Raw genomic sequence first — 11,620 nt, 5'->3', positions numbered from 1 at the left:
CGCTGTCAACGGGATTGTGGGCGCTGTCAACGGAGAACAGGGCGCTGTCAACGCAAGTGCGGGCTCAGCTGTTGCGTCCGCGTGCCGTCACCGGCCACCGTTGCGGCTCAACCGAATCGGACTCGACGATCAGTTCGTCGACCAGATTGACCGCTGCGCACACGTGATTGGGGATCACCCGGATCACCTCGCCGACCGCCGGAATCGTCGCTGCGGTATCGGGATACTCGATCACCCCGTGATGCTCCGACAGGGAGGTGATCCGTGCGTCCGGCGCACCGGCCACCCGGCCGAATCCGGTTGTCCACCCGGGCCGGTCGGCACCGAGAATCTTGCTGCCGGCGTCGACGACGATCCGGGTGCCGCTGCGATGCACCACGGTGGTGACCGCCGACAACGACACGTCGTCGAATCCACACGCCCCCAACTCGATCTGCTGAGCGTCGAAGAACGGGTAGACGCCGGGGCGGATCTCGGTGAGGACCCCGGTGTCGGCAAAGGCAATGGTCGGGGTCGATCCGCCACTGCGTACCCGTGGGTCGATTCCCTTGGTCCGTAACGATTCAGCTGCCGATGACAAGGCGTCGGCCTCCTCGCGGGCGGCCCGCCGCCGGGAGTCCCCGGGCCCGTATCCGTGACCGGGAAAGGTGAATACCCCCACCACGTCGAGGCCGGCGTCGGCGGCGGCCGCCGCCACCGTGCCGGCATCGCCCGGTGCGACGCCGGTGCGATGCTGACCCGAATCGACCTCCACGATTGCCTCGACCGTCCGGCCGGATGGGTTGCCGTCCAGCGCCATACCGAGTTGCCGGGCTCCCCCCACCGAGGCCACCCCGATCCGCAGCGACACCTGATCGGCGAGCGCGCGCACGCGTGCACCCTTGTCGGCGGTCACCCACAACGGATAGGCGATGAACAGATCCCGGCATCCCGTCCGGTCGGCGGCAGCCGCGAAGACCTCCGCCTCGCCGATCGTCGCGACCGTCAGACCCTGCGCACCACAAGTGTTCTGGCGCTCGGCGATCTCGACACACTTGTGTGTCTTGGCATGCGGTCGCAGTGCGATACCGGCCTCGGCGCAGAGCCGCGCCATGGAGTGAAGATTGGCATCGAGCCGATCGGTATCGACCGACAGGTACGGTGTGTCGATCATCGGCGTCTCGGCCGTGGTTCACCGAGGGCGGCGGCCGACTCTCGTCCGAGCAGGAACTCCTGATGCAGGATTCGCGTGGTCAGTCGTGGTGCGAAGCGTCGTCCGAGGTCGGCGAGATCACCGAGCGGGGTCGAGATGTGTTGGGGGCGACGTTCGATCGCGTCGAGCACGCGCGTCGCGGCCTTGTCCGGACTCCACACGCCCGCCGACCGGCGATAGTCCTCGGTGGGACTGATCATCCGGGTTCGCACGAGCGGCAGTCGCACGTTGGTGAACGTGACGTGATCCGACAACGTCTCGACTGCGGTCGCATCGCTGAATGCCTCCAGGGCGGCCTTGGAGGCGGCGTAGGCGCTGAAGCGTCCACCGCGTGACTGCACCGCTATCGAGGTCACGTTGACGATGTGCCCGCAGTGACGGCTTGTCATGTGCGGCAACAGCGCCAGCACCATGTTCACTGCGCCGAAGTAGTTCACCGCCATCACCCGGTGATAGTCGTGGGAACGGTCGACGGCATTGACTGTGGCCCGCCGGATCGACCGCCCGGCATTGTTGACGAGAACATCGACGTGATCGTGATCGACGAGGACGGTCTTGACCATCGCCTGGACCGATTCCTCGTCGGTGATGTCGCAGACGACCGGGTACGCATGTCCGCGTGGCACACCGGGTGTCGGTGTGGCGGAGTTGATCTCTCGTGCCGCGGAATCGAGTTCGTCGGCGTGGCGCGCCACGATGATGACCGTCGCTCCCTGGGCCACACACATGCGGGCGGTGGACTTACCGATTCCCGACGAGCCGCCGGTGATGAGAATGACCTTGTCCACCAGAGGTCCTCGTGGGTCGGTGTGTCGGTGGCGGGCCGGATCGAGGTGGTGTGACCAGTACGTCCACAGGGCGGGTGCGTAGTCCTCGAGCGCCGGGGGTGGGCAGACCCCGAGGGATGAGAGGCGGGTGATGGTCTGATCCGAGGAGAATCGCACGGGCAGAGCCATCGCGTCGAGAAGTGCCGGTGGGATTCCCTGTTGTTCGGCGATCAGGTTGCGGCCCAATCGCAATGGGCCGAACCCGGTGAGGGTCACCGCGGGTTCGACGAGTTGACGCGGCACCAGGGTGATGCCGCGCGGTGCCTGAAATGCCGGGGCGAGCGCGTTGTAGAGGTCGGTGATGCTGCGGTCGGTGCGGTCGCCGAGGTGATGGACCCGGTGTGTTCTCGTGTCCTCGGCAAGGATCAGGGCGGCGAGCGCGTTGACGACGTAGTCGACCGGAACCACGTTGATGTGTCCCAGATCGGGGAACGGAAGTCGCAGCGCGGCAGGCAGTCTGGAGAACTGCCGGAGATGGCCGAAGAAATAGTAGGGTCCGTCGACCTTGTCCATCTCGCCGGTGCGCGAATCGCCGACCACGACCGACGGGCGATAGATGCGCCACCGCAGGTCTGCTCGGTCGCGGATGACCTTCTCCGCCTCGAACTTGGTGCGGTGATACGCGGTCGGAAACCCCTGTCCGACGTCGAAGTCGTCCTCGGTGAACACGCCGCGGTGGTCGCCGGCGACGGCGATGGACGAGATGTGATGACAGGTGGCGTCATGGGCAAGGGCGAAGTCGGCGACGTGGGCGGTGCCGGCGACATTGGCCGCCTGTTGTGCGGCATCGTCGGCGGCCATGTCGTAGATGGCGGCGAGGTGGATGACGTGATCGACGTCGAGGTCGGTGTCGCGCAGGCCGAGTCCCGGTTCGGTGATGTCACCGACGACGGGGTGGATGCGCTCCCCGCCGGGCAGGTCGTCGGCGATCGCGGTGAGCCGGGCCAGTGAGGATGCACGGACGAGTGCGTGGATGGTGGCGTCGGGCCTGCCGATCAGCAGGGCGCGCAGCAGGCGCCGGCCGATGAAGCCACTGCCGCCGGTGACGAAGTAGGTGGACATGCGATCGCTCCCGATCTGCCGGGCGGGTTCTTACTGTCCGGTAAGGACGATTGTCCCAGCCTGACACTTCCAGTGTCCGATGGCAAGGATGGGACGCCGACCTCGACGGCCGGTGTCATCTCGCAGGACATCGGTGACACTTCTGCATCAGGACATCGGTGACGGTACGAGCGGTATTGGTGGTGACACTTCTTCATGAAATGTCCGCGAGGCAACGCTCTGTGCGAACTCGCGTGTCGCGGTTGCCGATGAGGGGAGCCTGACGCAATTGCTCGACGATTCGCGCCTGTGACGGTTCAGCAGCACCTTGTCGTGGCGCTGAGAACGTTGCGGAGCGCTTCCAACGAGTCCGGTTGCGCTCGGTAGTAGACGTTCATCCCCCGCCGGTCAGGTGCGACCATGCCGGCCTTGCGGAGCACCCCCAGGTGGTGACTTGTGGTGGCTTCGGTGAGCCCGACCGCGGTCGCGAGGTCGCAGGTGCAGATCCCGTCACCGGTGTCGGCGAGCAGGATCGAGACCAGCTTGATCCGCACGGGATCGGCAAGCGCCTTGAGACGCAACGCAATCTCCAGCGCGGTGTCGTCATCGAGCGGAGCCGCCGACACCGGCGCGCAGCAGATCGGGGCACTGATGTCGACCATCGGCAAGGTCTTCGGCATAACCCGACCATACCCGTGGTCTTGACATATGTCGAAAAGGTCGGCACTCTGCATGATGACCGTAGTTCGATATATGTCTCACAGGTTAAGGTGATGGTCATGTCCCGTATGCAGCTCGCACTCAACGTCGATGATCTCGGTACCGCGATCGAGTTCTACTCCAAGCTGTTCAACACCACCCCGGCCAAACGCAAGCCGGGCTACGCCAACTTCGCGGTCGCCGAGCCGCCGCTGAAGCTGGTGCTGCTGGAGAACCCCGGCCAGGGCGGCACCATCAACCATCTCGGTGTCGAGGTGGAGTCCAGCGAGAAGGTGCACGCTGAGATCGCCCGCCTGTCCGGTGAGGGCCTGTTTACGCGGGAGGAGATCAACTCCACCTGTTGTTTCGCGACGCAGGACAAGGTGTGGGTGACCGGGCCGGCGAAGGAGAAGTGGGAGGTCTACACCGTGCTCGCCGACTCCGACACCTTCGGCACCAGCCCGAAACTCCTGGAACAGAACGCCGCCGAGGAAGCCGAGCAGGGTTCGGTGTGCTGCGGTGGCAACGCCGCCGAACCGGCCGAGGCGCGCACCGCCTGCTGCTGAGGGGGTCGTGGCTCGCGCTCTCGCCTACCGCGCGATGCGGTCGGCGAGGGCGCGGATCCGGTGGGTGATGTCGTCGCGGATCAGCCGCATCCGTTCGACGCCGTCGATGCCCCGTTCGGAAGGTTCGTCGGTGTCCCACACCTCGAGGGCGACGCCGTCGGGTGGGGTGACGTCAGCGGTACCGACCACCACGACCAGGTCCACGGCTTGCATCAGGTCGTCGGTGAGTTGCCGCGGCTGATGTCCGGCGACGTCGGCGCCGACTTCGGCGAGTACCTGGGCGGACAGTTCGTTGACCTGGCCGCCGATCTTCGCACTCGTCCCGGCCGAGGATGGGGTGATCCGGCCGGTGACCGTGGGCGTGAGGTGTTCAGCCATCACCGATTTGCCGCGGTTGCTCACGCACACGAACAACACCTGCGGTGGCGTGCTCACTGGCCGACCCGCTGGTCGGCGGGTACCAGTTCGTCGAGCAGGCCCTCGACCAGTGCGCGGATCTGATCGCGGATCGGGCGGACCGCGTCAATACCTTGGCCGGCCGGGTCATCGAGGGCCCAGTCGCGGTAGCTGACGCCGGGGAACACCGGGCACGCATCGCCACAGCCCATGGTGATCACGACGTCGGAGGATTCGACAGAGTCGGGGGTGAGGATCTTTGGTGACTGCGCGGAGATGTCGATACCGACTTCAGCCATCGCCTCGACAGCGGCCGGGTTGATCGAGTCGGCGGGCGCGGATCCGGCCGAGCGGACCTCGACGCTGCCCTGGCGAAGAGCGGTGAGGAAACCGGCGGCCATCTGCGATCGGCCAGCGTTGTGGACACACACAAACAGCACGCTAGGTCGAGAGAAAGACATAAGACACAAGCCCTTTCAGCTGTGAGGGAAGCTCGGAAAAGTTAGACCCGTTCGGCAGCGAGTCCGGAGAGAAGCTCGCGAACGCGGGCATCAAGATCGTCGCGGATCGCGCGAACCTCGTTGAGGGGACGGCCCTCGGGGTCTGAGACCGTCCAGTCCAGATAGCGCTTGCCGGGATAGATCGGGCACGCGTCGCCGCAGCCCATCGACACCACCACGTCAGCGGCAGCGACCACATCGTCGGTGAGCGGTTTGGGGTACTCGGTGCCCAAGTCGACGCCGATCTCAGACATCGCCTCGACGACGGTCGGGTTGATCGAATGCGCGGGCACCGATCCGCCGGAGCGCACGTGTACCCGACCGGCGGCGTGATGGGTCAACAATCCGGCGGCCATCTGCGAGCGGCGGGCGTTCTGCACACAGATGAACAAGACCTCGGGCACATCCTTGGGTACCGAACCCTCCGCCTGGGCCAGTGCGCGTAACCGATCAGCAGCGAATCGTCCCGCCAAGGTCGTCAGGTGCGCGTGCACCCGGGAGGTGCGCCGTAACGCGGTGTAGGACTCGAACACACAGCGTTCCACCGTCTGGCGAGACACCACACCCTCGTACTTGGTGGCCAGGTCAGCGGTGGTGCGGGCGAGCACGGTATGGTCATCAACAGTTCGGGTTGGGCGGTGTTCGCCGCGACTCAGCTGCTCGTCCAACACATTCTCAGGCATCGCGACCTGGCTCCTTCGATACATCTGGGCTAGAGGCGGTGCTCGGGCTGGTGAAGCGTTTCCGCAATGCCAGGGACACGTACACGAGGGCGACGAGGACCGGCACTTCGATGAGTGGTCCGATGACTCCGGCGAGAGTCTGGCCGGAGGTCGCACCGTAGGTGGCGATCGCGACGGCGATGGCGAGCTCGAAGTTGTTGCCCGCGGCGGTGAATGCGAGCGTGGTGGTCCGCTCGTAACCGAGTCCCATCACGGCGCCGAGGAGGAATCCGCCGCCCCACATCACCGCGAAGTAGATCAGCAGCGGGAGCGCGATCCGCACGACGTCCCAGGGTTGCGAGGTGATCTGCTCACCCTGCAAGGCGAACAGGATGACGATGGTGAAGAGCAGCCCGTAGAGCGCCCACGGACCCAACCGCGGGAGGACCGAGGATTCGTACCAGTCGCGGCCTTTGGTCCGTTCGCCGATGCGGCGGGTGAGGTAGCCGGCGACCAGGGGGATGCCGAGGAAGATCAGGACCGACTTCGCGATCTGCCACGGCGAGGCGTCGATCGTGGTCTGTTCCAGGCCGAGCCAGCCGGGTAGCACCGAGAGGTAGAACCAGCCCAGCACGGCGAACATGATCACCTGGAACACCGAGTTCAGCGCGACGAGGACGGCAGCGGCTTCGCGGTCACCGCAGGCCAGGTCGTTCCAGATGATGACCATCGCGATGCAGCGGGCCAGTCCGACGATGATCAGTCCGGTCCGGTATTCCGGCAGATCCGGGAGTAGCAGCCAGGCCAGCGCGAACATCAACGCCGGTCCGATGATCCAGTTGAGCAGAAGCGATCCGAGCAGCAGGCGACGGTCACCGGTGACCGAATCGAGCCGGTCGTAGCGCACCTTGGCCAGCACCGGGTACATCATGATCAGCAGGCCGAGGGTGATCGGCAGCGAGATGCCGTCGAGTTCTACCGCCGCCAGGGTGTCACCCAGGCCCGGGACAACTCGGCCGAGCAGCAGGCCGGCGACCATCGCGGCGCCGATCCACACCGGTAGGAACCGGTCGAGCATCGACAACTTTCCCGCGACCGCGGTGTCGGTGGCGGTCACTGGTCGGCCTCGCACGAACGCGTTTCCCCCACGACCGTGGCGAGATCTCCCAGCAGGACTGACAGTTGTTGCAATGCTTCGGTATTCACGCGGTAGTACACCCAGGTCGCGCGCCGTTCGCTCGTCACCAGACCTGCCTGACGCAGAACCTTCAGATGATGCGAGATCGTCGGCTGCGACAGCTCGAACGGTCCGGAGATGTCGCACACGCACGCCTCGCCGCCCGGATGCGCAGCGACCTCCGAGAGCAACCGCAGCCGAACCGGGTCCGCGAGCGCCTTCAACAGTGGGGTGACAGCCCCGGTCTCGTCAGTGCTGAGGCCGCGGCCGGGTGGCAGCAGGAGATTCTTATTCGACACACGTCAATATTGATACACGTCGATTCAGGCGACAAGACGACCGATCTGGAGGCAGGCTTGTGTTTCGCATCGATATCCACGACACGCTGTCGGTTGGGCTTCGATCGAACCGACCTCGTCGGGTCAGATCACGCTGCCGCACTCAACGCTCAGACGGTGGCTGTTAACAACCCTATCGACCCTGTCGTGCGTCTGGCTATCTCGCAGTGGCCTGATGATGCACCGCGCGGAGTGGTCTCGACGTTCTGCGCCGAACACGGAATTTCCCGGAAGTCGTTCTACGAGTTGCGTAAACGTGCCAAGGACGAGGGGGCCGCGGCGGTGCTGGAACCCCGCACCCGCCGCCCGAAGTCGAGCCCGTCGGCGCTGAGTGACGAGGTCAAGGGCAAGCAGTCGCGGTGCGCGCTGCCCTAGAGGCTTCCGGTCTGGATCACGAACCGATCAGCGTGCATGACAAGATGCAGTCGATGGGCCTGACGGAGGTCCCCTCGACGGCATCGCTGGCCCGTATCTTGTCCTGCTCCGAACTGTCAGTACCTCCGGGACCGTCAGCGTGGATGCAGTCACCTACATATTCGGTGCCATCGAGTTGCCAGCACGCGTCCGGTGCCGGATAGACGAACCGCCGCCACGCCGAGCGAGGCTTCTTCTTCGGTTCACGGTGAGCCACACCGGCCTCGCGGAACACGGTCGTCATCGCCAACACCGACGGAGAGGTCGTTGTCGAGCACCCTCGACCCACTCCCGGAGTTAGCTACGTCGGCAATCGACAACCCCGCGGCCCACGCCCCACGAAGACCAGACCTCACCGAAGTCCTGACACACCAAGTGTCACCGATGGCCTGACGCAGAACTGTCACCTATGTACCGATACATCACAGACCTCGACGGCCGGTGCGATGACCAGTATCGAACGAATGTTCTATGATGAACGGATGGGTTGGAACCAGGGGCCACCGACGTGGTCGGAGATGGAGCGAGTCCTCTCCGGGCGTGCGCGCGCCTCCGACGGTCACGATCGTCCCGGTGAGTTCTTCGGCCCCGGCGACGGTGGGGACTCGCCGGCCTGGTCACGTAAGCGTGGACCCTACGTGGCGCCGGAGATCCGGACCGAGTCCTCGTCGGTCCGCTACGCGGAACTGCACGCGCACAGCGCCTACAGCTTTCTCGACGGCGCGTCGATGCCCGAGGAGATGGTCGCCGAGGCGCAGCGGCTGGATCTGACGGCATTGTCGATCACCGACCACGACGGCTTCTACGGCGTGGTGCGATTCGCCGAGGCGGCAAGGGAATTCGGCATGCCGACGGTGTTCGGTGCGGAGCTGTCGCTGCAGCCGGATGTGGCCCGGACCGGCGTGACGGATCCGCCCGGCGAACATCTGCTGGTGCTGGCGCGAGACAGTGAGGGATATCGGCGACTGTCGCGGGTGATCGCCGACGCACACATGTCCGGAGGCGAGAAGGGGCTGCTGCGCTACGACGCCGACCGCCTCATCGCCGACGCCGGACATTGGCTGGTGCTGACCGGCTGTCGTAAGGGGGCGGTGCGCCGAGCGCTGGATCGCGGGGGGCTCCCGGCCGCGGAGAAGGCGCTCGGTGGTCTGATCGACCGCTACGGAGCCGGTGGTGTGGTCGTCGAACTCACCGCGCAGGGGCTTCCCGACGACGATGCCCGCAACGCGGCGCTGGCCGGTCTGGCCACCCGGTTCGGGATACCGACGGTGGCCACCGCCGGAGCCCATTTCGCCGGACCGCCACGACGTCGGCTGGCGATGGCGATGGCGGCGGTACGGGCCCGCACCGACATCGAGACCATCGAGGGATGGATGCCCGGGGTCGGCGGAGCGCACCTGCGCAGTGGCGACGAGATGGCTCGGATGTTGCCCGCACATCCCGAGGCGATCGACAACGCCGTGCAGATCGCTGCCGACTGCGCCTTCGAATTGGGTTTGATCGCACCGAAACTGCCGCCCTTCGATGTTCCCGACGGGCACACCGAGGCCACCTGGCTGCGGCATCTCACGATGACCCGGGCCGCCGCGAGGTATGGCACCCCCACGCGGCATCCCCAGGCGTATCGACAGATCGAACACGAACTGGCGATCATCGATACCCTCTCCTTCCCCGGGTACTTCCTCGTCGTCGCCGACATCGTCGACTTCTGCAAACGCAACGACATCCTCTGCCAGGGACGGGGGAGCGCCGCGAACTCCGCGGTCTGTTACGCCCTCGGCATCACCAATGTCGATCCGGTGGCCAACGAGTTGCTGTTCGAGCGGTTCCTCTCACCCGAACGTGACGGGCCGCCCGACATCGACGTCGACATCGAGTCCGACCGGCGGGAAGAGGCGATCCAGTACGTCTACCGGCGTTACGGCCGCGACTTCAGCGCCCAGGTGGCCAACGTGATCACCTATCGGCAACGGTCATCCGTACGCGACAGTGCCAAGGCGTTGGGCTATGCCACCGGGCAGCAGGATGCGTGGGCCACGATGCCGCAGGACGCGCCCGCCGACGTTCGTGAACTCGCCGACGAGATCGGGGGAATGCCAAGACATTTGGGAATCCACTCCGGTGGCATGGTGATCTGCGACCGGCCGATCGCCGACGTCTGTCCCACCGAGTGGGCTCGGATGGCCGACCGCAGCGTCCTGCAATGGGACAAAGATGACTGTGCGGCAATCGGTTTGGTGAAGTTCGATCTCCTGGGTCTGGGGATGCTCTCGGCGTTGCACTATGCGATCGATCTCGTAGCCGAACACAAGGACCTGCACGTCGACCTGGCCACCCTCGACCTCGCCGAGACCGCGGTGTACGACATGTTGTGCCGCGCCGACTCGGTCGGTGTGTTCCAGGTGGAATCCCGTGCGCAGATGGCCACGCTGCCACGCCTGAAGCCCCGCTGTTTCTACGATCTGGTGGTGGAGGTCGCGCTGATCCGTCCCGGGCCCATCCAGGGCGGGTCGGTGCATCCCTACATCCGGCGGCGCAACGGGACCGAGCCGGTCGGCGTCGAGCACCCGTCGATGTTCAAGGCGCTCGAACGCACGCTGGGGGTGCCGCTGTTTCAGGAACAGTTGATGCAGTTGGCCGTTGACGTCGCGGGCTTCGACGCCACCGAGGCCGACCAGTTGCGTCGGGCAATGGGTTCCAAGCGGTCACCGGAGAAGATGCAGCGACTGCGTCAGCGGTTCTACGACGGCATGGAGTCGACCCACGGGATCACCGGGGACACCGCCGACCGGATCTTCGAGAAGATGGCGGCCTTCGCCAATTTCGGTTTCCCGGAAAGTCATTCGCAGAGTTTCGCCTCGCTGGTGTTCTATTCGTCGTGGTTCAAGTTGCATCACCCTGCCGCTTTCTGTGCGGCGTTGCTGCGGGCGCAACCGATGGGCTTCTACTCGCCCCAGTCGCTGGTGGCCGATGCGCGCCGACACGGTGTGCGGGTTCACCGACCCGACATCAACCGTTCACGCGCCGAGGCGACCCTGGAAAATCATGGGGAGGAGGTCCGGCTGGGCTTGTCTGGGGTTCGTGGGGTGGGCGACGAGGTGGCCGAACGGATCATCGAGGCGCGTTGTGCCGACGGCGACTTCACCGGTCTCGCCGATCTGTCCCGACGAGCCGGGTTGACCACCCGGCAATTGGAGGGACTGGCCGGGGCGGGGGCCTTCGAGACGTTCGGACTCAGTCGGCGGCAGGCGTTGTGGGAGGCCGGTGCGGCGTCGACGGCGCGTCCGGAGCACCTCGATCTCCCTCAGGCATCAACGACCCCGATGCTGCCGGGACTCACCGATGTGGAGTTGGCCGCCACCGACGCGTGGGCCACCGGTATCACACCGGCGTCCTATCCGACCCAGTATCTGCGACCGCGATTGGCGGCGTTGGGGGTGATCCCCGCCGACGGTCTGTTGGCCGTCCCGGACGGTTCCCGGGTCCTGGTGGGCGGGGCGGTCACCCATCGTCAGCGCCCGGCCACGGCCTCGGGTGTGACATTCATCAACCTCGAGGACGAGACCGGCATGGTCAACGTCGTCTGTTCGGTGGGTTTGTGGTCGAAGTACCGGGAACTGGCGCATACGGCCACCGCACTGCTGGTCCGGGGTCGGGTGCAGAACGCCGAGGGCGCTGTCACGGTGGTCGCGGATCGCTTGCAGCGCATGGATCTTCGCGTGGGGTCTCGTTCGCGTGACTGGCACTGAGCGGAGAATCCGAGCGGATGGGGCACAATGTGTGCCACGAGTGAAATCACGCGTGCGAC

The 11,620-nt window shown here is 65.7% G+C and carries 9 protein-coding genes and 2 pseudogenes; 3 read left to right on the top strand and 8 right to left on the bottom strand.

From position 1 onward, the window contains the following. Positions 1-64: 64 nt before the first annotated feature. The 3 genes from ACWETB_RS09910 to ACWETB_RS09900 form a co-directional block, all read right to left on the bottom strand. Positions 65-1,153 carry an alanine racemase gene (locus ACWETB_RS09910; protein WP_452210877.1) on the bottom strand — a complete coding sequence of 363 codons (1,089 nt, stop codon included), beginning with the start codon at positions 1,151-1,153 and terminating at the stop codon, positions 65-67. After that, positions 1,150-3,081: an SDR family oxidoreductase gene (locus tag ACWETB_RS09905; protein WP_449743670.1), complete on the bottom strand. Its 1,932-nt coding sequence runs from the start codon at positions 3,079-3,081 to the stop codon at positions 1,150-1,152. The genes ACWETB_RS09910 and ACWETB_RS09905 overlap by 4 nt, the downstream gene beginning before the upstream one ends. Positions 3,082-3,377: 296 nt before the next feature. Continuing rightward, positions 3,378-3,740 (bottom strand): Rv2640c family ArsR-like transcriptional regulator, encoded by a 363-nt coding sequence (locus ACWETB_RS09900; RefSeq protein ID WP_452210875.1) that lies wholly within the window; start codon positions 3,738-3,740, stop codon positions 3,378-3,380. 99 nt (positions 3,741-3,839) lie between these two features. Here ACWETB_RS09900 and ACWETB_RS09895 point away from each other — a divergent pair, with 99 nt between their 5' ends. Next, complete coding sequence (locus ACWETB_RS09895; RefSeq protein WP_449743672.1) at positions 3,840-4,325, top strand: ArsI/CadI family heavy metal resistance metalloenzyme; 486 nt, start codon at positions 3,840-3,842, stop codon at positions 4,323-4,325. Positions 4,326-4,349: 24 nt separating this feature from the next. Here the strand turns inward: ACWETB_RS09895 and ACWETB_RS09890 are convergent, their stop codons facing one another. From ACWETB_RS09890 to ACWETB_RS09870, 5 genes and pseudogenes are all read right to left on the bottom strand, one after another. Beyond that, on the bottom strand, positions 4,350-4,760 hold the full coding sequence (locus tag ACWETB_RS09890) for an arsenate-mycothiol transferase ArsC (protein WP_348808565.1): 411 nt from the start codon (positions 4,758-4,760) through the stop codon (positions 4,350-4,352). Further along, positions 4,757-5,182: an arsenate reductase ArsC gene (locus tag ACWETB_RS09885; protein ID WP_449743673.1), complete on the bottom strand. Its 426-nt coding sequence runs from the start codon at positions 5,180-5,182 to the stop codon at positions 4,757-4,759. The genes ACWETB_RS09890 and ACWETB_RS09885 overlap by 4 nt, the downstream gene beginning before the upstream one ends. Positions 5,183-5,223: 41 nt before the next feature. Further along, a pseudogene (locus ACWETB_RS09880) lies at positions 5,224-5,904 on the bottom strand (arsenate reductase/protein-tyrosine-phosphatase family protein). Beyond that, positions 5,897-7,000 carry an ACR3 family arsenite efflux transporter gene (gene arsB / locus ACWETB_RS09875; RefSeq protein ID WP_452210872.1) on the bottom strand — a complete coding sequence of 368 codons (1,104 nt, stop codon included), beginning with the start codon at positions 6,998-7,000 and terminating at the stop codon, positions 5,897-5,899. The pseudogene ACWETB_RS09880 and the gene arsB overlap by 8 nt, the downstream one beginning before the upstream one ends. Beyond that, on the bottom strand, positions 6,997-7,359 hold the full coding sequence (locus tag ACWETB_RS09870; protein WP_452210870.1) for an ArsR/SmtB family transcription factor: 363 nt from the start codon (positions 7,357-7,359) through the stop codon (positions 6,997-6,999). Before ACWETB_RS09870 ends, arsB begins: the two co-directional genes overlap by 4 nt. 156 nt (positions 7,360-7,515) lie before the next feature. On the opposite strand from ACWETB_RS09870, the pseudogene ACWETB_RS09865 reads away from it, so the two are divergent. Together ACWETB_RS09865 and ACWETB_RS09860 are read left to right on the top strand one after the other, a co-directional pair. Beyond that, positions 7,516-7,952, top strand: a pseudogene (locus ACWETB_RS09865) (helix-turn-helix domain-containing protein); the annotation flags it as partial. Between the two features lie 342 nt (positions 7,953-8,294). After that, positions 8,295-11,561 carry an error-prone DNA polymerase gene (locus tag ACWETB_RS09860; RefSeq protein WP_348808560.1) on the top strand — a complete coding sequence of 1,089 codons (3,267 nt, stop codon included), beginning with the start codon at positions 8,295-8,297 and terminating at the stop codon, positions 11,559-11,561. The last annotated feature ends 59 nt before the right edge of the window (positions 11,562-11,620 follow it).

The sequence above is a fragment of the Gordonia sp. NPDC003950 genome (genome assembly GCF_053605205.1).
The sequence above is the reverse complement of the archived record's forward strand: the minus strand, read 5'-3'. Positions and strand labels throughout refer to the sequence as shown.

Coding starts and splice junctions, on each gene's coding strand:
- ACWETB_RS09910 (WP_452210877.1), bottom strand. CDS start 1,153: ATGATCGACACACCGTACCTGTCGGTCGATACCGATCGGCTCGATGCC.
- ACWETB_RS09905 (WP_449743670.1), bottom strand. CDS start 3,081: ATGTCCACCTACTTCGTCACCGGCGGCAGTGGCTTCATCGGCCGGCGC.
- ACWETB_RS09900 (WP_452210875.1), bottom strand. CDS start 3,740: ATGCCGAAGACCTTGCCGATGGTCGACATCAGTGCCCCGATCTGCTGC.
- ACWETB_RS09895 (WP_449743672.1), top strand. CDS start 3,840: ATGTCCCGTATGCAGCTCGCACTCAACGTCGATGATCTCGGTACCGCG.
- ACWETB_RS09885 (WP_449743673.1), bottom strand. CDS start 5,182: ATGTCTTTCTCTCGACCTAGCGTGCTGTTTGTGTGTGTCCACAACGCT.
- ACWETB_RS09860 (WP_348808560.1), top strand. CDS start 8,295: ATGGGTTGGAACCAGGGGCCACCGACGTGGTCGGAGATGGAGCGAGTC.